Annotated in this window: 23 protein-coding genes and 1 pseudogene; 17 read left to right on the forward strand and 7 right to left on the reverse strand. The window is 55.0% G+C overall.

The features are described 5' to 3' along the window. Positions 1-42 precede the first annotated feature (42 nt). Complete coding sequence (gene msrC / locus KZZ10_RS05270) at positions 43-534, forward strand: free L-methionine (R)-S-oxide reductase MsrC (protein WP_259660444.1); 492 nt, start codon at positions 43-45, stop codon at positions 532-534. A gap of 18 nt (positions 535-552) precedes the next feature. After that, a complete protein-coding gene (locus KZZ10_RS05275; RefSeq protein ID WP_259660445.1) occupies positions 553-2163 on the forward strand; it encodes a GMC family oxidoreductase in 1611 nt (536 codons plus the stop codon). A 24-nt stretch (positions 2164-2187) separates the two neighbouring features. Here KZZ10_RS05275 and KZZ10_RS05280 read toward each other — a convergent pair whose 3' ends face one another. Continuing rightward, on the reverse strand, positions 2188-2697 hold the full coding sequence (locus KZZ10_RS05280; protein ID WP_259660446.1) for an ureidoglycolate lyase: 510 nt from the start codon (positions 2695-2697) through the stop codon (positions 2188-2190). 135 nt (positions 2698-2832) lie between these two features. Between KZZ10_RS05280 and KZZ10_RS05285 the strand changes: the two genes are divergently transcribed. Beyond that, positions 2833-4098, forward strand: coding sequence for a putative Na+/H+ antiporter (locus KZZ10_RS05285; RefSeq protein WP_259661002.1), 1266 nt, complete (start codon positions 2833-2835; stop codon positions 4096-4098). Positions 4099-4111: 13 nt separating this feature from the next. Next, on the forward strand, positions 4112-5527 hold the full coding sequence (locus KZZ10_RS05290; RefSeq protein WP_259660447.1) for an amidase: 1416 nt from the start codon (positions 4112-4114) through the stop codon (positions 5525-5527). A gap of 89 nt (positions 5528-5616) precedes the next feature. Here the strand turns inward: KZZ10_RS05290 and dctP are convergent, their stop codons facing one another. Beyond that, positions 5617-6627, reverse strand: a complete 1011-nt coding sequence (dctP, locus tag KZZ10_RS05295; RefSeq protein WP_259660448.1) for a TRAP transporter substrate-binding protein DctP — start codon at positions 6625-6627, stop codon at positions 5617-5619. Between the two features lie 112 nt (positions 6628-6739). Between dctP and KZZ10_RS05300 the strand changes: the two genes are divergently transcribed. From KZZ10_RS05300 to KZZ10_RS15425, 3 genes and pseudogenes are all read left to right on the forward strand, one after another. Beyond that, a complete protein-coding gene (locus KZZ10_RS05300; protein ID WP_259660449.1) occupies positions 6740-8767 on the forward strand; it encodes a TRAP transporter large permease in 2028 nt (675 codons plus the stop codon). Between the two features lie 22 nt (positions 8768-8789). Continuing rightward, positions 8790-9716: an NAD(P)-dependent oxidoreductase gene (locus tag KZZ10_RS05305; RefSeq protein ID WP_375372536.1), complete on the forward strand. Its 927-nt coding sequence runs from the start codon at positions 8790-8792 to the stop codon at positions 9714-9716. A 185-nt stretch (positions 9717-9901) separates the two neighbouring features. Then, positions 9902-10009: pseudogene (locus tag KZZ10_RS15425) on the forward strand (FmdB family zinc ribbon protein); the annotation flags it as partial. A gap of 29 nt (positions 10010-10038) precedes the next feature. Here KZZ10_RS15425 and KZZ10_RS15430 read toward each other — a convergent pair. Beyond that, the gene (locus KZZ10_RS15430) at positions 10039-10278 is read right to left on the reverse strand and encodes a hypothetical protein (RefSeq protein WP_311133548.1); all 240 of its coding nucleotides are present in this window, start codon (positions 10276-10278) and stop codon (positions 10039-10041) included. 72 nt (positions 10279-10350) lie between these two features. On the opposite strand from KZZ10_RS15430, the gene KZZ10_RS05315 reads away from it, so the two are divergent. The 3 genes from KZZ10_RS05315 (at position 10351) to KZZ10_RS05325 (ending at position 13732) form a co-directional block, all read left to right on the forward strand. After that, positions 10351-10950, forward strand: coding sequence for a DUF502 domain-containing protein (locus tag KZZ10_RS05315; protein ID WP_259660452.1), 600 nt, complete (start codon positions 10351-10353; stop codon positions 10948-10950). A gap of 68 nt (positions 10951-11018) precedes the next feature. Further along, the gene (gene aspS, locus KZZ10_RS05320) at positions 11019-12815 is read left to right on the forward strand and encodes an aspartate--tRNA ligase (RefSeq protein WP_259660453.1); all 1797 of its coding nucleotides are present in this window, start codon (positions 11019-11021) and stop codon (positions 12813-12815) included. 41 nt (positions 12816-12856) lie between these two features. Further along, positions 12857-13732: an endonuclease/exonuclease/phosphatase family protein gene (locus KZZ10_RS05325; RefSeq protein ID WP_259660454.1), complete on the forward strand. Its 876-nt coding sequence runs from the start codon at positions 12857-12859 to the stop codon at positions 13730-13732. 10 nt (positions 13733-13742) lie between these two features. Here KZZ10_RS05325 and clsB read toward each other — a convergent pair whose 3' ends face one another. Continuing rightward, a complete protein-coding gene (gene clsB / locus KZZ10_RS05330; protein WP_259660455.1) occupies positions 13743-15047 on the reverse strand; it encodes a cardiolipin synthase ClsB in 1305 nt (434 codons plus the stop codon). A gap of 216 nt (positions 15048-15263) precedes the next feature. After that, positions 15264-16142 (reverse strand): DMT family transporter, encoded by an 879-nt coding sequence (locus tag KZZ10_RS05335; RefSeq protein WP_259660456.1) that lies wholly within the window; start codon positions 16140-16142, stop codon positions 15264-15266. A gap of 57 nt (positions 16143-16199) precedes the next feature. Between KZZ10_RS05335 and galE the strand changes: the two genes are divergently transcribed. Both galE and KZZ10_RS05345 read left to right on the forward strand, forming a co-directional pair. Continuing rightward, complete coding sequence (galE, locus tag KZZ10_RS05340) at positions 16200-17201, forward strand: UDP-glucose 4-epimerase GalE (protein ID WP_259660457.1); 1002 nt, start codon at positions 16200-16202, stop codon at positions 17199-17201. 8 nt (positions 17202-17209) lie between these two features. Continuing rightward, positions 17210-17986: a glycosyltransferase family 25 protein gene (locus KZZ10_RS05345; protein ID WP_259660458.1), complete on the forward strand. Its 777-nt coding sequence runs from the start codon at positions 17210-17212 to the stop codon at positions 17984-17986. On the opposite strand, the gene KZZ10_RS05350 is transcribed toward KZZ10_RS05345, so the two are convergent. Both KZZ10_RS05350 and KZZ10_RS05355 read right to left on the reverse strand, forming a co-directional pair. Next, a complete protein-coding gene (locus KZZ10_RS05350) occupies positions 17983-19263 on the reverse strand; it encodes an O-antigen ligase family protein (RefSeq protein WP_259660459.1) in 1281 nt (426 codons plus the stop codon). The two genes, KZZ10_RS05345 and KZZ10_RS05350, sit on opposite strands and share 4 nt — an antisense overlap. An 18-nt stretch (positions 19264-19281) precedes the next feature. Next, the gene (locus tag KZZ10_RS05355; RefSeq protein WP_259660460.1) at positions 19282-20622 is read right to left on the reverse strand and encodes an MFS transporter; all 1341 of its coding nucleotides are present in this window, start codon (positions 20620-20622) and stop codon (positions 19282-19284) included. Between KZZ10_RS05355 and KZZ10_RS05360 the strand changes: the two genes are divergently transcribed. From KZZ10_RS05360 to KZZ10_RS05380, 5 genes are all read left to right on the forward strand, one after another. Continuing rightward, a complete protein-coding gene (locus tag KZZ10_RS05360) occupies positions 20621-20764 on the forward strand; it encodes a hypothetical protein (protein WP_259660461.1) in 144 nt (47 codons plus the stop codon). The genes KZZ10_RS05355 and KZZ10_RS05360 overlap by 2 nt on opposite strands. 62 nt (positions 20765-20826) lie before the next feature. Then, positions 20827-21828 carry a tripartite tricarboxylate transporter substrate-binding protein gene (locus KZZ10_RS05365; RefSeq protein ID WP_259660462.1) on the forward strand — a complete coding sequence of 334 codons (1002 nt, stop codon included), beginning with the start codon at positions 20827-20829 and terminating at the stop codon, positions 21826-21828. Between the two features lie 22 nt (positions 21829-21850). Next, the gene (locus KZZ10_RS05370) at positions 21851-22978 is read left to right on the forward strand and encodes a TauD/TfdA family dioxygenase (protein WP_259660463.1); all 1128 of its coding nucleotides are present in this window, start codon (positions 21851-21853) and stop codon (positions 22976-22978) included. Then, positions 22975-24636 carry an acyl-CoA synthetase gene (locus tag KZZ10_RS05375; protein ID WP_259660464.1) on the forward strand — a complete coding sequence of 554 codons (1662 nt, stop codon included), beginning with the start codon at positions 22975-22977 and terminating at the stop codon, positions 24634-24636. Before KZZ10_RS05370 ends, KZZ10_RS05375 begins: the two co-directional genes overlap by 4 nt. A gap of 34 nt (positions 24637-24670) precedes the next feature. Further along, entirely contained in the window at positions 24671-25774 is a 1104-nt protein-coding gene (locus KZZ10_RS05380) for an MraY family glycosyltransferase (RefSeq protein WP_259660465.1), read from the forward strand.

The following is a 25774-nucleotide window of genomic DNA, read 5'->3' on the forward strand; positions in this document are numbered from 1 at the left end:
TCGCTAAAATGCCGCTCAACTCCTTTTGATCCTGGCCCCGATATGTTTGTCACCGCATCGTTAGCGCATTTGCCTAAGGCAGAGCAGTATCGCGAATTAGCCCACCAGGCACGTGCCCTAATGGAAGGCGAGACAGACCGCATCGCCAACGCGGCAAACATGGCCGCGCTCGTCATGCATGCAATCAGTGATTTGAATTGGGCTGGCTTTTATTTTTATGATGGGACTGAGCTTGTACTCGGCCCGTTTCAAGGCAAGCCCGCCTGTTTGCGTATTCCGCTTAACAAAGGTGTTTGTGGCGCGGCGGCGACAACCCGTCAGGCGCAATGCGTGGCAGACGTCCATGCATTTCCTGGACATATCGCCTGTGATGTAGCCTCTCGGTCCGAGCTGGTGATTCCTCTTTCGCGCAACGAGCAGCTCATTGGTGTGTGGGATCTCGACAGCCCCATTCCCGCAAGGTTTGATGCAGAAGATCAGGCAGGGATGCAAGTCTTGTGCGATATTTACATGCAAGCGGTTTATAAAAAATAGATAAGAGCAGACAACATCATGACAACACCTCATTCACTCGACTTTGATTACGTCATTGTTGGTGCAGGTTCGGCTGGCTGTGTACTGGCTAATCGCTTGTCCGCCGATCCCAAGAACCGCGTGTTGTTGCTTGAGGCGGGCGGCAAGGATGATTGGCACTGGATCCATATTCCCGTTGGCTATTTGTACTGTATCGGCAACCCGCGTACCGATTGGTGTTACCGCACTAAGGCGGATCCCGGATTGAATGGACGTGAGCTCGGTTATCCGCGTGGTCGCGTGCTGGGTGGTTGTTCCTCGATCAATGGCATGATTTATATGCGCGGCCAAAGCGCGGACTACGACGGTTGGGCAGCGCTTGGCAATCCTGGGTGGGGCTGGAAAGATCTCTTGCCGCTCTACAAGGGCATGGAAAACCATCACGGTGGTGAAAGTGAGTTTCATGGTGCGGGCGGCGAGTGGCGTGTCGAGCCCGCACGCTTATCGTGGGAGATCCTGGATGCGTTTCGCGATGCAGCCAACCAGGCAGGTATCCCGTCCACTACGGATTTCAACCGCGGTGATAACGAGGGCGCGAGTTACTTTGAGGTGAATCAACGCTCCGGCTGGCGCTGGAATGCGTCGAAGGCATTTTTGCGACCTATTAAGCACCGTACAAACTTGACGGTACTGACGGGTGCGCGCACGACCAAGCTTGAATTTGAGGGTACACGTTGTACAGGCGTGCGCTTTCTCAAAGACGGTGAACAGCATATGGCGCGTGCACATCGCGAGGTCGTGATGGCAGCGGGTGCAGTAGGCACGCCACAATTGTTGCAGGCGTCTGGTGTTGGCCCCGCAGGCCTGTTGGGATCGTTTGGCATTCCTGTAGTGCATGCGCTCGAAGGCGTAGGCCAAAACTTGCAAGACCACTTACAGCTGCGCATGATTTATCGCGTGCAAGGTGCGCGCACCCTGAACACGCTTGCGAATTCCTTGTGGGGCAAGGCGATGATCGGGCTGGAATACATGCTCACACGCCGTGGCCCCATGAGCATGGCGCCCTCGCAGTTAGGCGTCTTTGCAAAGTCTGGTCCTGAACAGACCCGTGCCAATGTGGAATATCACGTGCAGCCTTTGTCGCTTGAGCGCTTTGGTGAGCCCCTGCATAGCTTCCCTGCCTTTACCGCGTCGATTTGTAATGTGCGACCAACTAGCCGTGGACATGTCAACATTACTTCGCCTGATACTGCGCAGCACCCTGAGATCCTTGCGAATTATTTGTCGACACCCGAAGATCGTCATGTCGCCGCCGACAGTATTCGACTGACACGCCGCATCGTCGGTCAGTCAGCGCTCGCGCGTTTTAAGCCCCAAGAGATTAAGCCGGGCATTACCGAGGACACCGAAGAAGCGCTCGCGAAAGCCGCGGGTGAAATCGGCACAACGATTTTTCATCCGGTTGGCACCTGCAAGATGGGACAAGACCCGATGGCAGTGGTCGATGCGAGCCTGCGTGTGCACGGGATTCAGGGCTTGCGCGTGGCCGATGCGTCGATCATGCCAACGATTACCTCGGGCAACACCAACTCACCGACGATGGTCATTGCCGAGAAAGCCGCACAGATGATTCTGGCCCAGGCGCGCTGATCGCGCTGAGTGCGATCGTTTGCGCTAAGCGCGCCGCACTTCGACGGGCTGCTTCAACGATTGGATTTCGCAGTCCACGAGCGACCCGCGCCGCTCGAGCACCACATAGTCCCCATCGCGCTGCGATAACAGGGGATGATGCCATGTCGCTGGCTTGAAGGTGACGCCGCACGAGCCATCTATCCAGAATGCGGCGATCGAACTTTCGAGCGGTGTCTTGCCGTCCGTGCTCGGATCACCGAGCGCCACAATCACCACAAAAGGCACACCCGCCAGCGGGATAAACGATTGGCTGCCGATGCAGTGCCGTTCAAGTTCCACCGCCGTAAAAGGGAGTGGGTTGGCACGCGCCCGGTAGAGGTTTAAAGAAGGCTCGCCATCTTGGCCCGTCAGGGCTGGGTCGCCTAAGGCGATTTTTTCGCTGGTGCCACCGTTGATGAATAAGCCGCTGGCGACCTCGCCACCCAAAACATCGCCGTAGGGAGCAAAAGCCTGCTGAGTCAGGGGCTGAACAAGGAGTGTGCGTGAAGACATGGGCGACAGCATCAACCAGAAACAAATTGATGTCAATCCTTACATCCGGAAACGACCCAACAATAGACTGTGATTTCGGAGCCTCCTACGGTATAGTCATCACGATCAAAGGTATATCGAGACCATTTCATGAATATTCCCCACTCCGTTCAAATTATCGCAACCGTTCTTTTTGCGATCGCCGTTGTGCATACCTTTGCGGTGCCAGTGTTTGCAAAACTTGCACACAAGAATGGGCCCCACGCAGGGCTCTGGCATTTTTTGGCTGAAGTCGAGGCTGTCTTCGGCGTCTGGGCCTTTGTGCTCATCGTGGTGATGGCCATGATGGCTGGCACGACGACCATGATCGAGTATGTTGACACGCGCAACTTTACCGAGCCCTTGTTTGTATTCGCCATCATGGTGGTTGCTGCAAGCCGCCCCATTATTGAGTTGGTCAATGTCCTTGTGCGCGGCCTTGCCCGGATGATTCCGGTCCAACGCCAACTCGCCACCTTCTTTGTTGTGCTTACTTTTGTGCCTCTTGCAGGGTCTCTGATTACTGAGCCTGCTGCAATGACCCTGGCAGCTTTATTGTTGCGTGATGGTTACTTCAAACGCCCTGGCCACACCGGCTTTAAGTACATGGCGCTTGGTGTGCTCTTCGTCAACGTTTCTATCGGCGGCGTGCTCAGTGCTTATGCTGCACCACCTGTGCTGATGGTTGCTCAGACCTTTGGCTGGGATTCAATGTACATGCTGACCCATTTTGGTTGGCGTGCTGCCGCAGCGGTCGCGATCAATGCGCTGATCCTGACGATCATTAATCGCAAGGTGCTCTTGAGTGGCGAAGTGGAAACCCACCACGGCGTGACAGAAGACGGTCCTTCACGCGTTCCCATGATCACATCCTTGATCCACGTCTTGTTCTTGATTGGCATTGTTGTGTTTGCCCATCACCCTGGAATTTTTATGGGGCTGTTGATTTTGTTCATCGGGTTTTGCGAAGCCTACAAACGCTATCAGTCGCGCTTGATGATTAAAGAAGGCCTAATGGTCGGTTTTTTTCTGGCCGGTCTCGTGATGCTGGGTGGTTTGCAGAAGTGGTGGCTGCAGGATTTGTTGGGCAGTCTCTCACCCGTTGTCTTGTTCTGGGGGGCGACTGCACTCACCGCCATTACAGATAACGCGGCACTGACCTACCTTGGATCCTTGGTAGAAGGCACCTCAGAGGCTTGGCGCTATATGTTGGTAGCGGGTGCTGTGACTGGTGGTGGCTTAACGGTGATCGCCAACGCGCCGAACCCAGCGGGTTATTCGATTTTGAAACCAAGTTTCCCCAATGAGTCTATTTCGGCAGGCCCCCTCTTTTTAGCGGCTTTGATCCCTACGTTGATTGCAGCCACCTTCTTCTTGCTTTGATATCGGAGTTCGCATGTCAGATCTTGCTTTTTCTACACTCACGCAATTAGCCCAAGGCTTACGCGCAAAAAAATATAGTTCAGAAGAACTCGCGCGTGAGTATTTGACCCGTATTAGCAAAGCCAATAAAAAACTGCACGCCTATGTGCTGGTAGATGAAGACAGCACGATCGCACAGGCGCGTGCTGCCGATCAGCGCCGCGCTGCAGGCTACAGCCTGAGCGTGGTCGATGGCGTGCCGATTGCCTTGAAAGATCTATGCGATGTCGAAGGGCAGATCACAACAGGCGGCTCGCAAGACTGGGTGGCGCGTCGCAGCCCCACAACCTGCACCGCAGCCGAACGTCTGCTGCGCGCCGGGATGGTGAACCTGGGCAAGACACACATGGTTGAGTTCGCTTTTGGCGGCTGGGGCACTAACCCTGTCATGGGTACACCCTGGAACCCCTGGGATCTCAATACCCATCGCACACCCGGCGGCTCTTCAAGCGGTTCGGGTGTTGCAGTTGCTGCGGCCTTGTGCCCGGCAGCCTTGGGTTCAGACACCGGCGGTTCGGTACGTATCCCCGCATCGCTGAACGGCATTACCGGCTTAAAGACAACGCGTGGCTTGATCAGTTTGCACGGCGCGCTCGCGTTGTCAGGCACACTGGATTCCATTGGTCCGATGACGCGCGACATGCGCGACTCCGCAATCCTGACCGAGCTCATGGCGGGTGCAGATCCTCTCGATCCAACGTCATGCAACCGCCCCTTGTTCCAGTGGCAAGCACCCGCTGACGGTCCTAAGCCTTTGGCCGGTACGCGTATCGCGATGTTCCCGCCTGCACAGTATCCTATCGCGCTCGGCAACGACGTGTTGCGTGTTCTCGATGAGACACGTCGCGTGCTCGTTGACCTCGGCGCCACGATTATTGAAAAGCCGTTCCCATTCGATTTTCATGACATGATGTTGCGTAACGGCCAGATCATCGCGGCCGAGGCCTATGCCATTCATCGTGCTTATATTGATGACGAGGCCAAGCCCTTTGGTGAGTTCGTGCGCAAGCGTGTGCAGTCAGGGCGCAAAATTTCTGGCGCGGATTATATTGATGCGATGGCCGATCACCGTCGCACGATTGCGATGTGGACTGACTGGATGAGCAACATTGATGCGCTCTTATCGCCTTGCGCACCGATGGGCGCAATACCGCTGACCGAAGTTGATGAGTCAAAGACCCCGCTTGCCGCCTTTACGAGCGCAGGCAACTACATGGGCACCGCTGGCATTTCGTTGCCGGCCGGTTTTGCTGATAATGGTATGCCACTTGGTATGCAGCTGTTGGGTAAACCGTTTGATGATGCAAACATGGTGCGCATTGGCATGGCCTTCCAAAACGCAACGGACTGGCACTTAAAGCGTCCGAACTTGTCAGCGTTGGGAATCTAAGTCATCAGTTTCGGCGGTCAGACATAAAAAAACCGCGCGGGTGGTGTGAACTGCACCCGCGCGGTTTTTACTTCTGACTTACTAACGTCTTAGTTGCGACCTAGTGTTGACCTCACGCGAGCTAAGAAGGCATTGCCATCAAAGCCGACTTCTTTGGCCCGTGCAAGCCAAGCGTCATACGTGGGTTTCACAAACTTCTGGTCAAACAAGCGTGCGCGTTCGGCTGGTGGGGCATCCCACAAGATTGCGCCGTTCTTCTTCATATTGTCATAAGCAGCTTGTGTGAACTTGCTTTGTGTTTCCAGCGCTTCTTTTTGCACCAGCAACATTTCAGCTTTCATTTTCGCTTGCAGATCAGCAGGCAACTTGTTCCAGACATCTTCGTTGATCAACACTGCCCAACCGTTGATCGGGCCTAAGCTCCAGTTCTGCACGTTCTTTGCGACACGCCAGTATTCCTGACCGTTGCCGTAACAGGACGAAGTAAACAAACCGTCTATCACGCCACGCTCAAGCGATGGCATCACTTCAGGCAGTGCCAGTGGCACAGGCTTGGCACCAAGCGCGTTCATCAACACAGCCGTTTGTGGGTTGTGTACGCGCAGACGCTTGTTGCGGAAGTCTTCGAGCGTGTGGATAGGTGTCTTTGAGAACAGAGCCTGGGTACACCATGCGCCTTCAGCGAGCACGATCGACTTGTAGCGATCTTTCCAGATCTTCTGTGTGTCGGCAAACCAGAACGCTTCACCAACCTTTTTGTAGTCGTCCATGCCTTCGATCAGACCTGGCAGGTTAAAGATTCCGAAACGTGGCTCTTCAGCTGTCAGGTAGCTATGCAGACCGGCGGACATTTCGACGCGTCCTTCACGCACGGCCGAGACGATTTGTGTGCCGGGTACCAGCGAGTCGCTGATATTGATCTTGACACGACCATCGGTTGCTTTCGCAATACGTGCAGGGATCGTTTGCACGACAACGGTGTAGGGATCAGTCGGAGCGGGGATAACCGCCAAATTGAACTCAAAGTTTTGTGCCTGTGCTGCGCCGCAAAGCAGCATGAAAGCTAAGGCGGACTTTCTGAATACATTTTTCACTTGCATGAAGAGTCTCCTAGGGTGTTGAATGGAATTATTGTTATGTTGATTCAGTTCACCACAAACGATCAGATCCAACAAGAGATTTGACGTACACAAAAATATTTGAGGGGTAGACATGCAAAGTGGGACGAAACGTCCGGCGCTTGCCGCGTTCGCGGATCAGGCAGGTAAATTCTCGGCCATGGTCAGCGGCTTGGGGCTGTTGGCGATTGCTGGCATCATTTGCTGGGAAGTATTTGCTCGCTACGTGCTCAACGAGCCCACCACTTGGGTCACCGAGATTGCGACCTACTTGCTGGTGGCCGTGTCCTTTCTGGGTTTGGCCGCAGCGCAGCGCGCGCGCGCCCATATTTACGTTGAGCTCGTCGTTGATCGACTTTCTGAAAAGCGGCAGCAAGACTTTCTGGCGTTTGCTAACTGGATTGCATTGTTTTTTGTGCTGTTTAGCTGCTGGCAAACTGGGATCTTTGTCTACGGCGAATACGTAAACGGCACGCGCGATTGGGGTCTGCTCTCCACACCGCAGTGGATGCCTGAGACCCCGATTCTGATCGGCTTTGTCTTGTTTGGTTTTTCTCTGCTGGGTGAGAATTTGGGCATCCGTGCTGGGCATACGGCAGCGCGCTCGTGGCTTGTCGTGCTATTGATCGTTGGTCTTGTCGTGGGCCTGTTGTTATGCGGACGTCAGCTTGTGATGATCCAAGGCACCCGGCTCGATTGGGGCACGCTGTTGATTTGTGCCGTAACGCTCTTGCTCATAGGTGTTGTCAGTGGTGCTCGAATGGCACTTGCTGTGGCTGCGACGATCGGTGGGTTGGCACTGCTGTTCTGGTTTGCGCGTACCGCACCTATTCTGGCGATTGGCGGTTTATTGTCCTTAGCTATTTTGGGTCTGATGTTGGCTGGCGTACGCATCGCGATCGCGTTAGGCGTTGTTGGCGTCATTGGGTTGTATGTGTTGTTGCCCAAACCACAACTGCTCACGGTCGCTGAGCGCGCATGGAGCAGTGTGAATTCTTTCACGCTTACTGCGGTCCCCATGTTTGTGTTGATGAGTACGCTGCTGATGCAAAGCGGTGTGACGGGGCGTATGTTTGATTCGTTGGTGCGCTGGTTTGGACGCACACCAGGCGGCTTGGCGCATGCGAGCGTTGGTGCTTCTGCAATTTTTGCTGCAGTGTCTGGGTCAAGTGTTGCGACAGCTGCGACGCTCGGTCGGGTGGCATGTCCCGATATGATTAAGCGTGGCTATAGTCCCAAATTAACGTACGGGGTGACAGCGGCCGGCGCAACACTCGGCATCATGATTCCGCCGAGTATCCCCATGATTATTTACGGCAGTGCGGTGGGTGCGCCTGTCAACGTGTTGTTTATCGCAGGGATTGTGCCCGGTCTGCTGCTCGCCGGAATGTTCATGATGGCCGCCTATGTGTGGTCCAAGTCGATCCCAGGCTCAGCACCGCCCGGACGTCGCTACACCTTGCAAGAAAAAATGTCCTCGATCGGCAACATCCTGCCTTTTCTGACAGTGATTGGCGCCGTGCTCGGTTCGCTGTATGCCGGGATCGCCACACCCACTGAGGCCGGTGCCTTAGGCGCCGCCATGGCGGCGTTTCTTTGTGTCGTCTACCGACGTTTCAGCTGGAAGATGCTTTACGAAACCGCTGTCGAGACCGCAAGTGTCACGGCCTTCATCATGCTGATTGTTGTCGGCGCAGCGATTCTCAGTTGGGTATTTGATTATCTAAAAGTGCCACGCACACTCGTCGAATCCATAAAAGAGGCAAACGTGTCGCCTTGGATGGTGATCGCACTGATCTCGCTTATTTACATCGTGCTTGGCATGTTCGTCGAATCGATCTCGATGATTTTGATGACCTTGCCCGTGACGTATCCGGTGGTGATGGCGCTTGGCCTTGACCCCATCTGGTTTGGTATTTATCTGGTCACGATGGTTGAGGTGGGCTTGATCACACCGCCTGTCGGGATGGTGCTGTTTGTCTTGCGCGGTGTCAGTGGCAACGTGTCGTTGAAAGAGATTTCTGCAGGCGCTTTACCGTTTGTCGGAATCATTCTGATTTTTGTAGCCATCATGTTCATATTCCCTGAACTCATTGCATGGCTACCTTCTAAAGTTCAATAAATACTCATTACCGGAGATTGATATGACTAAACCTGCTCTTGGCTTTGTTGGCGTCGGCCGTATGGGGGCACCGATGGTACAGCGCTTGCTCGCCGCAGGCTATGCCGTCACGATTTGTGATCCAGTGCCTGCTGCCGTTGAGGCACTCGTTAAAGCGGGTGCAGTTGCTGTAAAGAACCCGCGTGAGGTCGGTGATCAGGCAGACATCGTGTTTGCAAGCGTCCCGACACCAAACATCGTGAAACAAGTCGCGGTCGGTGCGGATGGCGTCGTGCACGGCAAGCGCACCAAAATCTTTGTGGACTTGTCGACAACTGGCCCCAAGATGTCTGCCGAGGTCAATCAGGCCTTGGCTTCTGCGACGCGCCCCATCATGATGGTGGATTGTCCCGTGAGCGGTGGTGTGGCCGGTGCAGAAAAAGGCACGCTCTCGCTCATGATCGCAGGCCCCGCTGCCGCACGCGCGGAACTTGAGCCCGTGATGAAAGAGCTGGGTCGTGTGTTGTTGTGTGGCGATAAGCCTGGCCAAGCCCAAATGATTAAGGTCGCCAACAACCTTGCGTCTGTCGCGTGTATGGCCATTAGTTGCGAGATGCTGGTGCTCGGTGCCAAAGCCGGCGTTGACCCGCAGACCATGATGGAAATCATCAGCGTCAGTAGCGGTCGCAGCGGCGCGATGCAAGACAAAGTGCCGAAACACATTTTGCCGCGTACCTTTGATTTCGGTTTTTCGAATGCGTTGTCTTATAAGGATGCGCGCCTTTGTCTGGAGGAGGCCGAGCATTTAGGCGTGCCGCTCTTTATCGGTAATGCGGTCGGGCAGGTGTTGAACATGAGTAAGGCTCAGTTTGGCCCCGATGCTGACTTCACCAACATGATTCGTCTGTTCGAGGGCTGGGCGGGGGTCGAGGCGATTCCTCACAAAAAGGACGCTGACAAAGCGTCTTAATCACTACAACAGCACCGCAAAAGCACCACAACAGGGCCTGCCGAGCAATTTGGCAGGCCTTTGGCTCAATAATGTTTAGCTCGAGCCAATCATCTTGCTTTACAGGCCGCATCAGACCAAGGGATAAGCCAAAAAGCCGTTAAAATACAAAGCTTTCCCTCGAATTCTCTGCTTCAAAGAAGACCGTGCCAATCTACGCTTACAAATGCACCGCCTGTGGCCATGCCGAGGACGTGCTCCGAAAGATTTCCGACAAGCCTTTAACCGTCTGTCCCCAGTGCAACCAAGAGACCTACGCCAAGCAGGTCACGGCTGCGGGTTTTCAGCTTAAAGGCTCGGGCTGGTATGTCACCGATTTTCGTAACAACAGCAGCGGCGGCGCTAAAACAGCCGAGGTTGCACCCGGCACCACCGCTGCAGACGCTAAACCCGCGGGAAGCGAGAGCGCCAGTGCGGGGTCGACGTCGGAGTCGGGTTCAAGTGCTGCGCCCGAAAGTAGCTCAAGCACGGCCTCAACGAGTGCCCAAAGCACTGTGAACGCGCCCGCGGCCCCCAGCAGCACACCCGCTCCCTCCAGTCCCTCGAGCTCCGGTTCGAGTAGCAGCGCGTCCTAAGCCAGAACGCACCCCATATCATGCGCGCCTTTAAAACATACTTCATCGCAGGACTGCTCGTTTGGGCGCCTGTGGTCATTACAGTTTGGGTGCTGAGCGTGTTGGTCAATACGCTTGAAAGCGTGGTGCCTAGTTTCTTGTCACCCCAAGCGCTGTTTGGGCGCGATATTCCAGGCTTTCGCGTAGTCGTCGTCTTGGTCGTGCTGTTTGTCACCGGGATTTTGGTCGCGAACTTTCTGGGACGTAGTATTTTGCGGTTGTGGGAAGCCATCCTTGGTCGCATCCCTCTCGTGCGCTCGATTTACAACTCGGTCAAGCAGGTTAGTGACACCTTGTTGGCGCCCAACGGGCAGGCGTTTCGTCAGGCCGTGTTGGTGGAGTACCCGCGCGCAGGTTGCTGGTCCATCGGTTTTATGACGGGCACCTCAAGCGGCGAGGTTGCCGACCATTTGGCGGGCGAGCATGTGAGTGTGTTCGTGCCTACGACGCCAAACCCAACAGCAGGATTTTTATTGATCGTCCCGCGCAGCGATATCAAACCGCTCAACATGTCGGTTGATGCCGCGCTGAAGTACATTGTTTCCATGGGTGTTGTGGCGCCAGCCATCCCTAAGCAATAAGTTTGTTGAAGTCTCAGTATCCGATTAATTTTTGTTAGATCTGTCTCGTTCGATCTTTTGGAGTTTGCATGCGTACCTGCTACACCGGCCAGGTTTGTCGTGACCATCTCGGTCAAACCGTTACCCTCTTTGGCTGGGTACATCGTCGTCGCGATCATGGCGGCGTAATTTTTATCGACATGCGCGATCGCGCAGGGCTGGCGCAGATCGTGTTCGATCCAGATAATGCAGAAGGCTTTGCAATCGCCGAGCGCTTGCGTAACGAATTTTGTATCCGCGTGACAGGTCTGGTGCGCGAGCGCCCAGCCGGCACCACGAATTCCGATCTCGCCTCGGGTGAGATTGAGATCCTCTGCCGCGAAGTTGAGATCTTGAACCCTTCGGTCACGCCTCCGTTCCAGCTCGACGACGAGAACTTGTCCGAGACGACACGCCTGACACACCGCGTGCTCGATCTGCGCCGTGGCCAGATGCAGCGCAATATGATGTTGCGTTATCGCGTCTCAATCGAAGTGCGTAAGTTTCTTGATGACCTTGGCTTCATTGATATTGAAACTCCGATGCTGACCAAGAGCACGCCAGAAGGTGCGCGTGATTACCTCGTGCCCTCACGCGTCAATGCCGGTGAGTTCTTTGCTTTGCCCCAGTCACCCCAGTTGTTCAAACAGATGTTGATGGTGTCGGGCTTTGATCGTTACTACCAGATCACCAAGTGCTTCCGCGACGAAGACTTGCGTGCCGATCGCCAGCCTGAATTCACCCAGATCGATTGCGAAACATCGTTCCTGAACGAAACTGAAATCCGTGCGATTTTCGAATCGATGATTCGTCACGTGTTTAAGGCCGTACAAAACGTTGATCTGGCTGAGACCTTCCCAATCATGCCCTACAGCGAAGCCATGCGTCTGTATGGTTCCGACAAGCCGGACCTGCGCGTCAAGCTTGAATTCACGGACCTGACCGACGTGATGAAAGACGTCGACTTCAAAGTCTTTGCACAAGCTGCCACGACTGAAGGCAGCCGTGTCGTGGCCTTGCGTGTGCCTGCTGGTGGTTCGATCTCGCGTAGCGAAATCGACAACTACACCAAGTTTGTCGCGATCTATGGTGCGAAAGGTTTGGCCTGGATCAAAGTCAACGAAGTCGCCAAGGGTCGTGATGGTTTGCAATCGCCCATCGTCAAGAACTTGCACGATGCTGCGTTGGCAGAGATGATCAAACGTACCGGTGCGCAAGACGGCGATCTGATTTTCTTTGGTGCGGATCGGGCCAAAGTTGTGAATGATGCGATTGGCGCCTTGCGCGTCAAAATCGGCCATAGCGACTTCGGTCGTGCCAATGGTTTGTTTGATAATGTTTGGAAGCCTTTGTGGGTCGTTGACTTCCCCATGTTCGAGTACGACGAGGAAGCCGATCGTTACGTGGCAGCACACCACCCCTTCACCAGCCCCAAAGATGGTCACGAAGACCTGCTCGGGACAGACCCCTCGAAGGCGATTGCAAAAGCCTACGACATGGTCTTGAACGGTTGGGAAATCGGTGGCGGTTCTGTGCGTATCCATCGCGAAGAAGTTCAGAGCAAAGTTTTCCGCGCTCTCAAAATCGATGCAGAAGAAGCCCAACTCAAGTTTGGTTTCTTGCTGGATGCCCTGCAGTACGGCGCGCCTCCTCACGGTGGTATCGCCTTCGGTCTCGATCGTATTGTCACAATGATGACCGGTGCTGAATCGATCCGTGACGTGATTGCCTTCCCTAAGACACAGCGTGCGCAGTGCTTGCTGACTCAGGCGCCTTCGCCTGTCGACGAAAAGCAATTGCGCGAACTGCATATCCGTTTGCGTCAAGCGGAAATCAAACAGCCTTAAGCACACAGGCAGGGCGGATCTGATGATTCGCCCTGACCCCCATGTCACTCCTTCGTGTCGTCAGCTATAACATTCACAAAGGACGTTCGCTCGCCGGACGCGATTCGATGGGTGCGCTGCGTTTGGGGCTTCACGGCTTGCGACCAGATGTCCTGTTCTTGCAAGAAGTACAGGGCCGTAACGATCAATATGCACGCCTTACCGCTCAGCATGAATCCCTTGCTGCCGCCTTGCGGATGGACTGCGCGTACGGGTGTAATGCGGTCCGTAGCAAAACTGATCATGGCAATGCCTTACTTTCAAATCACCCGATTCTTAACTACGAGAATCAGGATATCTCTGACCACAAGCTAGAACAACGCGGACTGCTGCACGGTGTGATCGATGTCGGTGGGCGCGAAGTCCATTGCTTTGTCGTACACCTTGGCTTGTTTGCAGGGGGCCGAACTCGGCAGATTGAAGTGATGGCCGAGCGCATCAAACGCATGGTGCCTGACGGCGCACCCATGCTGATCGCCGGCGACTTTAACGACTGGAAAGATAGGCTCGCACCCCTCTTTGTGGAGCAGCTTGGTGTGTACGAAGTCTTTGCACATGCGCCGCGCACACAAGGTGTCTTGCCCCGGTTTAAAGAGTCCATGCATCAACTGCGTGGTGTATGGCGTGGTGATTCCGCCGAGGAAATCCGTGCAGGTATTTTTCGTCGTCAACACGTGCGGATGAATCAGCTCTCAACGCAGGGCGCACAAAGCCCGCTGCCACCACCACGTACCTTTCCGTCGGCCTTTCCCTGGCTCAGACTCGACCGTATTTATCAGCGCGGCTTTGCTGTGCGTAGCGCTAAGGTGTTGCGGGGGCGGCCCTGGTCTCAGTTGTCAGATCATGCCCCGATCCTTGCTGAGCTAGAGTTGCCGTAACGGCATCAAACTAATACTGCGCACCTTTGCCAGAGAGCGCCACACCAACACGCAGCAACATATAGGCACAAGCGTCAAGCGCGCGTGCGAATAATGAGCGCTCGTGATAGAGCGAGGGCTCAACAATCTGGCTGCCTTGCGCAAAGGCTCTTTCAAGAGAGTGCGTCAAGGTGGAAGTAAACCCGGCATCGTCCACCACAATGTTTGTCTCGCGCGCGAGCAACAAACTAAATGGATCCAGATTAGACGAGCCCACGACTGATACCCCATCAATCACCGCGACCTTGGCGTGCAGATAGCTTGGCAAGTATTCATAAATCTCAATGCCGTGCTTTAAAAACTGCTGATAAATCCAGCGCGTTGCGTGGTACTGCATGCGGTATTCAATCTTGCCTTGCAACAGCAGCCGCACGCGCACGCCGCGCCCTGCCGCGTCGATCAACGCATGCCGTAGTTTCATGCCGGGCAAAAAGTATGCGTTGGCGATCACGATCTCATGACGTGCATTTGCAATATGCGCAAAGTAGGCGGCTTCGATCGTACGGCGGTACCGCAGGTTGTCGCGCAATACCAGCGCTGCGCGCATCGTCCCGGCGTGTGCATGGGGCGGCCGGTTGCGTGCGTATGCTGCGTGTTTAAAGCGCAGCAGCCTCAGTCGTAAGCGGCGCACGTGTCGGTGCTTCCACTGTTTAAGTGTGACCGGCGCTTTGATTGACGTATCGTCGTATAGGGCCTCGTTAGACAAGGGCCAGCCAATTTGCAGCCAGAGCAAATCTTGGGCGCGCATCAGTTCGATTGCAAGCGGGCCCGTTAGTCGCACGGCATAGTCAAAACGCGGCTCCTTCGGTTCTCGACTTGTGGCCAGCTCTTCCTCAGACAAGCCAGAGTAATCATCCTCGATATTGATGCCACCAATAAAGGCGAGATGACTATCCACAAGAGTTGTCTTGCGATGCATGCGGCGCAGCCGCAAAAAATCAAAGGACTGATAACTCAAATACTGTGGTTCAGGCCGGTAGATCCGGCACTGTGCACCAACGGCACGCAAGAGTGATTGAATGGTGCGATCGTCGCGCGTGCTGCCGTACCCGTCGAGTACCACCCGCACTTTCACCCCGCGCTCGGCTGCTCGCTTTAAATGATCGAGCACCTTTAATCCTGCAGCGTCGAGCCGAAAAATATACGTCTCTAGATGGATGCTGGTATGCGCCGCATCAAACGCCTCGCATAGCGCCGGAAAAAGCTCTTGCCCGTTTTCGAGCAAGCTTACGGCATTACCGTCGTACCAACGCAAATGAGGATGATTAAGCGACATCTCGCCTAGCTCGCGTTTAACTGCAGGGGTTTGAGAGTATTGATCATGTCGGTGGTGCAATTCAAGGTGGGGCGACTGCGTGTGAACGTTGGTGGAACAAACACAGTCTGCGCCAACAAAGAAGACGTTTCAATAGTTTTTGCGGTCGAGCTATGCAAATACCACAGGCATGAAATTGCAACTGAACATTGCTAGACTCTTGACGCGAGGGTGCGTCTAGGCTACAGCTTTCTTGCCACCCACCAGTCCCGTTGCAAGCGCGGTCCCCAGCAAAATCACGCCGCCACCTAGCACCACGTTAAGCGTGACTTCTTCGTCGAGCCATAACCAGCCCCACAGTACACCGAATACCGGGATCAAAAACGAACACGTCAGTGCCTTAGACGGCCCGATGCGCATCAAGAGCCGGTAATACATCACGTAGGCTAACGACGTACACAACACGACCAGTGCAAGCAACGCTCCCCAGGCTCTTGTGCTGATAGGTTCTTGCGGCCAGGCATACCAAGTCAGAGGCAGCAGGGCGATGCCCGCCGCGATTAGGGATCCAGTCGCTGCCGCGATCGGGTCCGCACCCATCAGATACTTCTTTGTGTAGCTTGCCGCGACGCCGTAGAACGAGGGAGCGGCAACACCTGCTAACACAGCAAGCAAAGATCCCGCTGCGCCCAAAGACAGCTTGTCCCAGACCAGTACAACGATCCCGGTAAAGCCAACGATCAAGCCGAGTAATCGGGCCGGCGGCAATACGTCTTTGAGCCAGAGCCAAGCCACTGCAGCACCCCAGAGCGGAGTTAGGGCGTTGATGATCGACATCGTGCCCGAAGGGATGCTTATCGTGGCGTAGTTAAACAGCACGAAGGGGATGGCCGAATTAAACATCCCCACCACCACGATGGCACCCCAGTGCGCACGTAGCAGACCAAGTTTGCCTTGAAAAAACAACAAAGGCAGCAGAAGGAGTCCGCCTGCAAGCGTGCGCAGGCCAGACAGGGCGATCGGCCCAAAATCCGGTACCGCCATGCGGATAAACAAGAACGAGCTTCCCCAGATCGCGGCAATCAATATCAGGTCAATTACATCAGCGCGGCGCATTCCAGGCTCGTTAAGTACCCTTACAATGTCGGTATTGTAAGGTGCAGGCGAGTCCCCATGAATATTCTGTTGACAGGCGGTGCAGGCTACATCGGCAGCCATACGGCGGTTGCCCTGTCTGCGGTCGGTCATCGGGTAGTGATCCTGGATAACTTTTGCAACAGCCAGCCCGATGCAGTTCAGCGCATTCAGCAGATCACGGGTCAGCTTGTCACCGTTGTGCGCGGTGATATTCGCGACACCGCACTGGTCAATCACACGTTGCAGTATCACGCCATTGATGCGGTGATTCACTTCGCAGGCCTGAAGGCCGTGGGTGAGTCCGTCAAGATCCCGATCGACTACTACGCCAATAATGTGCAAGGCACGATCAGCCTGCTGCAAGCGATGCAGCGCACACCTTGTCGAAGCTTGGTGTTCAGCTCGAGCGCAACCGTTTATGGCGACCCACAATATTTGCCGATTGATGAACAGCACCCGACCGCTGCCACCAACGCCTATGGTCGCACCAAGCTACATATTGAACAGATTCTGGGGGACGTGGCACTGTCTGACCCCATCTGGCGCCTAGCCGTCTTGCGCTACTTCAATCCAGTCGGTGCCCATTCTTCGGGCCTGATCGGTGAGAATCCCAACGGTATCCCCAACAACTTGATGCCGTTTGTTGCGCAAGTGGCTGTGGGGAAGTTGCGCGAGCTCAGCGTGTACGGCAAGGACTACAACACGCCGGACGGTACGGGGGTGCGCGACTACATTCATGTGATGGATCTGGCCGAGGGCCACGTCGCCGCGTTAAATTACCTCAATCAACACGCTGGGATTCACACGTTTAACCTTGGCACGGGCCGTGGTTACAGTGTGCTTGAAATGGTGGCCGCGTTCGAGGCCGCAAGCGGTCGATCCGTCCCGTACAAGATTGCGCCGCGTCGAGCAGGCGACATTGCGAGCAGCTACGCCTCAGTGGAGTTCGCAGCCAAAGCGCTCGGCTGGACGGCAAAGCATGATTTAAATCAAATGTGTGACAGCAGCTGGAAGTTTCAGCAAAGCGTTACCGTGTAAAAAGCGTCATGGCACAGATCCCTTGTTTCGTCGTGAGTCTTGCAACCGCTACGCAACGACGCGAGGCCATGATGAACTTGTTGGCAAGCCATGGCATTACACCTCGGTGGTTTGATGCGGTGGATGGCCGGGTCATGTCCGCCGAGGAGCTAGCGAAACATTTTGCGGCGGAGCTTGCGACACAGGTTTACGGTCCCATGAGTCGGTCCGAAATCGGCTGCGCGCTATCGCATTTGGGTATCTATCGTTTGATGGTCGAGCAAGGCATCGCGAGCGCCGTCATTTTTGAAGATGATATTGACCTGGCCCCTGATTTTGCAGCCTTGCTTGACACGCAGTCCGGCTTGCTAGGTATGTTCAGTACTGACGATCCGGCGATGGTGCAACTTACCCATGTGCGGCGAGGCTATCGTTTTGGCGCGCGTTCGGTCGGCAACTATCATATCGTGCGGCCCCACGGTGGTGTTTGGCGGACGTCCGGTTACTTTATTACCTTAGCCGCCGCTCAAAAGATGTTAAGTGGTGCCTATCCCGTTTGCGTCGCAGCTGACTATTGGCGTTACTTTGAACAGCAAAGATTTTTGACGTTATATGCGCTGACGCCCAACGCCGTGTGGGATGGCCCGCTCAGCAAAAGCTCTTCCATTTCAGAAGGGCGTGTTCCGCGACGTCGGCTTCGTCGCCGGATTGGATATGCCGTTAAGCGCTTATGGCAGTCTGTAGTCGTTCGACGCCTACTGGTCAAGAAATTGCCAGAACGAATCTCAGACGACGCTCACGGCTAAGCACCCTCATTCGACGGAGTTTTTTGCAGGAAGTGGCTGTCTGATAACGCCATTAACCAGCCAATCATCAGCGCATAGAAACTCATCGTGCGCATACCGCGGAACATGAGTTCGGTCAGCCCAAACGCAAAGAACCCTAGGCAGACGCACAAGCCCATGGCCGCTGCGACCCGCGCAGTTTGCGGCACGCCTTCCGCTAAGCGCCGTATAAATATCCATGCTGGCGCAAAATAAAGAAACAGCAGTGCCAACAGCCCCAGCAAGCCGTGTCCGGCCAACATGTAAAAGATGTCGTTGTGCGGCTCGTCGAAATCTTCATCGGTCGCAAAACTAGAGATAATCTTCTTGTCCACGTAGCTGTGCAGTGCAGAGCCAAACAAGTTGGTTGCACCATTGCCAAGCAGCGGGTTTTCTTTAAACATCAGCCAAGACGCACGCCATAGTTGCACCCGTACACACATCGAAGAAATCGTGTTCGGTGCGCTCGAGCATTCGACTAATTGATCTACGCCTTGTTGCAAACGCGTACGCATGGTCGAGCTCGAGGCAAAAACGGTTGCTGCAAGCGTCAACGCTAAAACTGCAGGTAAAAACAGCTTGCGCGGCTTGAAGCTACCTGCCCAAAGTATTGAGCCGACTAGAATAAAAAACGGCATTGCGACCCAGCCGCTGCGGGTTTGGGTTGTCATAAAACCCAACACGCCCGCAACGCCGATTAACGCTTTGACTGCGATTTCAGTTCGGCGGTAAGGCGTGAGTTTCCAGCCGATGGATAGCGTTGACAGTGTGGCCAGCAATAGCAATAGATTTCCGTAAGACACCGCGTTGTACTGCGGAAACTGATCGACCCGTTCAAGCTCAGACCAGGTCCAGCTAAACCCAATATAAGTGGCAGCAACGGTTCCGATGGTTAGTCCCCAGGATGCCTGTCGTAGCCACTGTGGGATGAGGCTTAAGCACGCACCCAAGATAACCAGTGTGCCCAGGCTTAAGCGTAGGCCACGCTCAAGCTCAGCCGTGTGATTGCCAGTGGAAGTCAGCATGGCAATTAAGACCATCAGTACCCAGTAGCCCAGAACCAGACCAAGTCCGCGATAGTCGCGTAGCTCGGCGAGCGTCGCACGGATGCCGCCTGTACGGCTAAAACAGATTGAAAGACATACGACGACTAGGGCGTAGAACACCCCGCTGGTCGGTCCAATTTCTGTGAGCATGAGGGCCGGTAGCGCCGCAATTAAAAGGGCCACCAACGCCGAATCGATACGCTGTTTCAACATAAGCAGAATGATAACGGTTTATGAACGATTGACGTTCTTCATCCGAATTTGAGTACATACGACTGCGACCAAGATAGACATGACGACGCACAGTACCAAACCGATCGTGACCCCAAGAGGGACAGACAACCTCGCGATTACCATCCCCACGACGGCGGTACCAAAGGCGCTGCCCAGCGCCCGCGTGGTCTGGATCAGCGCAGACGCCACGCCCACATCCCGTTGCTCAGCCAGCATCTGCATGAAGAGGGTGTAATTGGGTAACAAGAACCCCAGGCCGATTCCGCAAATAGACGTCGTCAGCAGAATCCACCATGCTGGGCTGGCGGCAGAGAACGTCAAGGTAAACACACAGCCCAGTGCCAGCAGCACACCACCAAACACCATGAGTCGCGCGGGCTCGCTTTGGCGGGGATACAGACGGCCATTCATGATGCTACCCACTGAAGTCCCCGCGACTAGCGGCGCCATCAACAGCCCGGCATGGGCGGGACTAAAGCCAAAGCCGTCCTGCAACAACAACGGAATATAGAAAATCAGGATGAACATCACTGCGCCTGAAAGCATCCCAGCCAGATTGATCAGGCGTGCCTCAGAACTCTGCAGCACCCGTAACGGAAAGATTGGCGTTCCCGCACTGCGTTCAACGGGCGCGAGCAGGACCGCAGCTATCCCGCCGACGCACAGCAAACCCAAGCCCCACAACCGAAAGCCATCATGGCCCTTACCAGTTAACAATTCCAGGCCAGCTAGCGGGGCCCCAACGGCAAGGGTGAGCAACAGCGCACCGACCCAGTCTAGACTGAGCGACGCACTGCGCACGGGCTTGATCCAAGGGAAGTATCGCCAGGTCGTAATCACCCCCAGCAAGGCTGCAAGCGGCGTTACAAAAAAAGCCGCCCGCCAGCCAAGTGCCTGGGTCACCGCACCGCCGATTACTGGCCCTAGGCCACTGGCTACAGCAAACGTGATTGAGGTCACCAGCATCCAGCGCACGCGTCGCTTGGGATCTGGAAACAAATCCGCCGGTGCGGCAAACGTGCTGGCGATCATCATGCCGCCGCCCAAGCCCTGCAGCACTCTAAAGAGAATCAGTTGTTGCATCGATTGCGATAGACCACACAACACCGAGCCAAGCATCACCATCGCCATGGACAGCATCATCAAGGGCTTGCGGCCGTACAAGTCGCCGAGCCGCCCAAAAATTAGAATCGTGACAGCGGAAGCCAGAAAATAGCCCGTACCCACCCAAGCATAGAGTTCCATATCACCAAGCGTTTGCGCTACCTGGGGCAGCGACGTGCTGACGATCGTGGCATCAAAGGCCACCACGACGGCTGACGCCGCGATGCCAGACATGGCTAGCAGCAGCTCGCGCCGAGAGGCGGGTGTTTCGGTAGAAGGTGGCGGTGAAGGTGTGGCGGTCATTCGGGTAAGTACCTATAAAGTACAGAATAGCACCACCGCACGCCCCATCGCAGTCAAATTCAGCGCAAAATAAAGAAAAACGAATAACTGCGACTGAAAACCGCTACCAATCACAACCGTGTCAGGAGACAAAACTTGAAAACCGCCCTAAAACCCCTTCGCCGTCAGCTCATCGCTACTTTGGGGGTTGCTGCCACAGCTGGCCTACTCGCCGCTGCACCGCTTACGACACAGGCCCAAACAGCGAATTGGCCAACCAAGCCTATCCGCATCATCGTCCCGTATTCGGCTGGTGGTGGCACCGACATTATCTCGCGCAAGCTGGCGCAAGGTCTGGGCCCACTGCTCAAGCAGACCATCATTATTGAGAATAAGCCAGGTGCGAACGGCATCATCGGCACTGACATCGTCGCCAAGTCCGATCCTGATGGACATACCTTTGTGATGGTCGTGTCAACCCACCTGATTAATCCGCTTGTTACCAAGAGCATGCCGTATGACACGTTCAAGGATTTGGCCGGTGTGACCGTCGTGGCGGACTCCCCTCTGATCTTTGTGACCTCGTCCACCTTCCCGGCCAAGACCATGGTCGAGTTCACCAAAGCCATGCGCGAGAAACCTAAGACCTATTCCTACGGCAGCTCCGAGAACATGACCAAGCTCGTTGGCGCAATGTACGCCAACGCCGAGAAGCTCGATATGGTCAGTGTGTCTTATAAAGGCGGTGCTCCCTTGATGACTGATGTCGTTGCGGGTGTCACGACCGTAGGGATCACTAGCATTCTCACCGCGCGCAACCTGATGAATGCAGGTCGCCTGACACCTCTGGCCGTGACGAGCGCGCAGCGCTCCGCCGCAGTGCCCGATGTGCCCACCATGCAAGAAGCCGGCATTAAGGACTTTGACATCACACAGAGTTACGCCATGTATGCGCAGGGCAAGACCCCCATGGCCTTACTCGAAGCCATGCAAAAAGCGGTGAACACGGTGGCGCATTCTCCCGATATGAAAGCCGCCCTTGCCGACCAAGCTGCCTGGCCTGTGGCACAACCGGTTGCCGAGTTTCATGATCGCATCAAGCGCGAAGCAGCCTTTCTGCAAGACCTAGCTAAACGTATCAACCTGCAGGGCGATTAAGCTTTTGTAGCAAGGAGTCAAGATGTCACAGTTGCACACCCCGCCCCGTGGTTGGAAACGGGCCGATCTCGAAAGCGATCAGTCCTGGATTCACCTGCTCACTGAGCAGGAAATTCAGGATCTAGAAGCGGGTCTGCGCCATGTACTGGCGCTCAATAAAAAAGAGTTTGAATTGTCAGCGGCGGATTTTCCGCTGACGCCTGTCACGCAGAAACTTCTTGCGCGTACCATGGATGCTACGCAGACCGGGCTCGGTATCTGCGTCTTGCGCGGTTTTCCTGTGGCGCGCTGGAGCAAGGCCGCGATGCGTACCTTGTTCTGGTGCATGGGACTGAGCGTGGGCGTCCCGCGTCCGCAAGGCAAACAAAGCCAGTATGTCTCGGATGTGCTGAACACCGGCGGTACCTATCGTGGCGGTACGGGTCGCGGTTACAACACCAATTCAAAACTCGATTTTCATGCAGATGGCAGTGACGTCGTGGGCCTGATGTGTTTGCATACCGCGCAAAGCGGTGGCAAGAGTTTGATTTCAAGTTCCTTGAGTGCGTATGAAGAACTCGAGCGTCGTCGCCCGGATCTTGCCAAGGTGCTGACCGAACCTTTTTACTTCAGTCGCCAGGGCGAGCATGCACCCGAAGAGCCGCCGTACTACCAGGCGTCGATTGTCGGGTTTAAAGACGGCCGATTTGCGTGCCGTCATATTCGCAACCACATCACCGGTGCACAGATTACGTTTGAGGATGTCCCGCGCCTAAGCGCGTTGCAAACTGAAGCGCTCGACATGTTCGATGCGTTGCTCGCAAGTGAAGAGATCTGCTATCACATGGATCTGCAGCAAGGGGATTTTCAGTTTCTGAACAATCATGTCGTGTTGCATGCCCGGACCGAATACGAAGACTTCCCCGAGCCCGAGCGCAAGCGCCATCTCTTGCGCTTGTGGTTGTCTTTGCCACAAGGCCAGGCGTTGCCCGAGCTGTGGGCCATTGCTTATAAGGATGTCGCCACACGCGCGTTGCGCGGCGGTTTTCGTGGTGTTGGGATCACACCAGAAATTCGCGCCTTTGAAGAACGCCTAAGCAAAGAACACAACATCGCTTGTCGTGTGTATCAGGATAGAGATCAACACCAGAGAGCTCAGCAACAGCAATGAATATCTACGAACAAGACCTGCCTAAAACAGCCGCTAACTATACGGCTTTAACCCCTGTCGACTTTATCGTGCGTGCCGCGGAAGTGTTTCCCAATCGGCTTGCAGTAATTCATGGACCGATTCGCCGCACCTGGGCACAAACCTATCAACGCTGCATGCAGCTCGCACAGGCTTTGCGTGCCCTAGGAGTACAAAAAGGCGATACGGTGACCGCCATGCTGGCGAACACGCCTGAGATGATTGAAAGCCATTTCGGGGTGCCGGCGATTGGTGCCGTGCTCAACGCCTTGAATACACGGCTGGACGCGGCGAGCCTGACCTATATGTTGAACCATGCGCAAGCAAAGGTCGTATTGGTTGATCGTGAATTTGCGAAGGTAATGCAAGAGGCCATTGCACACGCTCAAGTCAAACCCATCGTGATTGATATTGATGACACCCAGTATCAAGGCTCGGGTGATCGCATTGGTACGTATGAGTATGAGGCTTTATTAGCCGCCCAGGTTGAGCGTGCTGCGCAAGAGCCGATTCATTTCACGGGCGATGAGTGGGATGCCATTGCGTTGAACTACACCTCTGGCACAACGGGCGAGCCCAAAGGCGTGGTGTATTCCCACCGCGGTGCGCAGCTCGCTGCGATCAGCAATATTCTGGAATGGGACTTACCGTCGCATGTCGTCTATTTGTGGACCTTGCCAATGTTTCACTGCAACGGTTGGACCTACCCTTGGGCCATTGCGGCCCGCGCCGGTGTCAACGTGTGTTTGCGTAAGGTCACACCCGAAGGTGTGTTTGGTGCGATTCGTGATTACAACGTCAGCCACTTCTGCGGCGCACCGATTGTGCACAGCATGCTCGTCAATGCCCCCGAGGCACTAAAAAAAGACGGCATGAGTAAGCTCAACGGCCGCCGTGTGCAAGCGATGGTTGCCGGTGCAGCCCCTTCCGCCACGCTAATTGAAAGTATGGAAGCCCTGGGCATTACCCTCACCCATGTGTACGGGTTGACCGAGGTCTATGGCCCCTGCACCGTCTGTTCTCCGCAGGAAGGTTGGGATACGTTGCCCGTGGCAGAGAGAGCAGTCTTCAACGCTCGACAAGGTGTGCGCTACCACCTGCAAGCAGGGGCTGACGTCCTGAACCCTGAAACCATGCAGCCGGTCCCGCGCGACGGGGAAACCATTGGCGAAATCGTCTTGCGCGGCAATATCGGCATGAAAGGCTATTTGCGCAACGCCAAAGCGACCGAGGCGGCCTTTGCCGGGGGCTGGTTTCATACCGGTGATCTGGGCGTGCGCTTCCCCGATGGCTACATCAAGATCAAAGATCGCAGCAAAGACGTCATTATTTCCGGGGGTGAAAACATCTCCAGTATTGAGATCGAAGACGTTTTGTACAAGCACCCGGCCATTATGGCGGTGGCGGTGGTGGCCAAGCCACATCCTAAATGGGGCGAGACCCCCTGCGCGTTTATTGAACTCAAACCTAGCGCGCAAGTCAGTGCCGAAGACCTGATTAAGCACTGCAAGCAACACCTCGCAGGCTTTAAGGTCCCGGGGGCGATCGAATTTGGCGAATTACCCAAGACGTCGACCGGCAAAATCCAGAAATTTGAGCTGCGCAAGCGCTCGGGGGCGGTCAACGCGATTGATGTATAAAATACGGGCAATTCTTTATAGGTAACCCCTGCGCATGGCCTATGTATTAGGCGCTTTTGTTGTATCCCTCATCGTGACCCTTTTGCTGGTCAGGTATCGTCGACTGCACGTCGCGTTTTCTGGCGATACCGATTTCGAAGGCGTTCAAAAATTCCACACGAAAGCGGTCCCTCGCGTGGGCGGCATTGCCCTGCTGATTGGGATGGGAGTAACCACGCTGATCGCAGCGTTTCGGGATCCCGAGGTCGTGACCGCCGTCGGACTACTCGTTTTGGCCAGTTTGCCCGTATTTTTGGGTGGCTTGGCGGACGACATCACTAAAAAAGTGCGTGCGCGGGTCCGGCTGAGCTTGGCTCTTATTAGTGGGGCGTTGGCCTATTACTGGCTTGGGGCTGAGGTCACCCATCTCGACATCATTGGCATTGATTGGCTGTTACAGTTTGGGGTCGTGTCTTTTCTGGTTACGATTTTTGCGATTGCCGGTTCCGCTAATGCCATCAATATTATTGATGGCTACAACGGCTTGGCTTCTGTGGTGTCCGCAATGATTTTGTCGGGCATAGCCTATGTATCCTTTTACCTTGGCGATCGACTTTTAGTGGTGACATCGGTTGGTATGCTGGGTGCGATCAGTGGCTTTCTGATCTGGAACTATCCGCGCGGCCTGATCTTTTTAGGCGACTGCGGGGCCTACTTTATTGGGTTCATGATCGGCACCCTTTGCGTACTCATGTTGGCACGGCACCCCCATGTATCGCCCTGGTTCCCTTTATTACTGTGCATCTACCCGGTCTTTGAAACCCTGTTTTCGATCTACCGTAAAAAGCTCGTACGGGGTAAATCGCCCGGCGCGCCTGATGGCGTGCATCTGCACATGCTGGTTTACAAGCGCATGGTGCGTTGGGCCGTCGGTACGGACGAAGCCCGTTTAATTAATCAGCGCAACGCCATGACTTCGCCCTATCTCTGGATTTTGTCCTCCATGGGCACCATCCCGGCCGTACTGTTCTGGCAATACGACTACGTACTAATGGCGTTTGTGTTTCTGTTTTCTGTTAGCTACGTCATCTTGTATCGTCGACTGGTGTTGTTCAAAATGCCGCGCTGGATGGTGTTAGAAAAGAAACGGCGCCGCTAA

This window comes from Zwartia hollandica (assembly GCF_019923725.1).
GTDB lineage: Bacteria > Pseudomonadota > Gammaproteobacteria > Burkholderiales > Burkholderiaceae_B > Zwartia > Zwartia hollandica.

Excerpts from the sequence above, each read along its gene's own strand:
- msrC (WP_259660444.1), top strand. The coding sequence starts at position 43 with ATGTTTGTCACCGCATCGTTAGCGCATTTGCCTAAGGCAGAGCAGTAT.
- KZZ10_RS05275 (WP_259660445.1), top strand. The coding sequence starts at position 553 with ATGACAACACCTCATTCACTCGACTTTGATTACGTCATTGTTGGTGCA.
- KZZ10_RS05280 (WP_259660446.1), bottom strand. The coding sequence starts at position 2,697 with ATGTCTTCACGCACACTCCTTGTTCAGCCCCTGACTCAGCAGGCTTTT.
- KZZ10_RS05290 (WP_259660447.1), top strand. The coding sequence starts at position 4,112 with ATGTCAGATCTTGCTTTTTCTACACTCACGCAATTAGCCCAAGGCTTA.
- dctP (WP_259660448.1), bottom strand. The coding sequence starts at position 6,627 with ATGCAAGTGAAAAATGTATTCAGAAAGTCCGCCTTAGCTTTCATGCTG.
- KZZ10_RS05300 (WP_259660449.1), top strand. The coding sequence starts at position 6,740 with ATGCAAAGTGGGACGAAACGTCCGGCGCTTGCCGCGTTCGCGGATCAG.
- KZZ10_RS05305 (WP_375372536.1), top strand. The coding sequence starts at position 8,790 with ATGACTAAACCTGCTCTTGGCTTTGTTGGCGTCGGCCGTATGGGGGCA.
- KZZ10_RS05315 (WP_259660452.1), top strand. The coding sequence starts at position 10,351 with ATGCGCGCCTTTAAAACATACTTCATCGCAGGACTGCTCGTTTGGGCG.
- aspS (WP_259660453.1), top strand. The coding sequence starts at position 11,019 with ATGCGTACCTGCTACACCGGCCAGGTTTGTCGTGACCATCTCGGTCAA.
- KZZ10_RS05325 (WP_259660454.1), top strand. The coding sequence starts at position 12,857 with ATGTCACTCCTTCGTGTCGTCAGCTATAACATTCACAAAGGACGTTCG.
- clsB (WP_259660455.1), bottom strand. The coding sequence starts at position 15,047 with ATGTCGCTTAATCATCCTCATTTGCGTTGGTACGACGGTAATGCCGTA.
- KZZ10_RS05335 (WP_259660456.1), bottom strand. The coding sequence starts at position 16,142 with ATGCGCCGCGCTGATGTAATTGACCTGATATTGATTGCCGCGATCTGG.
- galE (WP_259660457.1), top strand. The coding sequence starts at position 16,200 with ATGAATATTCTGTTGACAGGCGGTGCAGGCTACATCGGCAGCCATACG.
- KZZ10_RS05345 (WP_259660458.1), top strand. The coding sequence starts at position 17,210 with ATGGCACAGATCCCTTGTTTCGTCGTGAGTCTTGCAACCGCTACGCAA.
- KZZ10_RS05350 (WP_259660459.1), bottom strand. The coding sequence starts at position 19,263 with ATGTTGAAACAGCGTATCGATTCGGCGTTGGTGGCCCTTTTAATTGCG.
- KZZ10_RS05360 (WP_259660461.1), top strand. The coding sequence starts at position 20,621 with ATGGCTAGCAGCAGCTCGCGCCGAGAGGCGGGTGTTTCGGTAGAAGGT.
- KZZ10_RS05355 (WP_259660460.1), bottom strand. The coding sequence starts at position 20,622 with ATGTCTGGCATCGCGGCGTCAGCCGTCGTGGTGGCCTTTGATGCCACG.
- KZZ10_RS05370 (WP_259660463.1), top strand. The coding sequence starts at position 21,851 with ATGTCACAGTTGCACACCCCGCCCCGTGGTTGGAAACGGGCCGATCTC.
- KZZ10_RS05375 (WP_259660464.1), top strand. The coding sequence starts at position 22,975 with ATGAATATCTACGAACAAGACCTGCCTAAAACAGCCGCTAACTATACG.
- KZZ10_RS05380 (WP_259660465.1), top strand. The coding sequence starts at position 24,671 with ATGGCCTATGTATTAGGCGCTTTTGTTGTATCCCTCATCGTGACCCTT.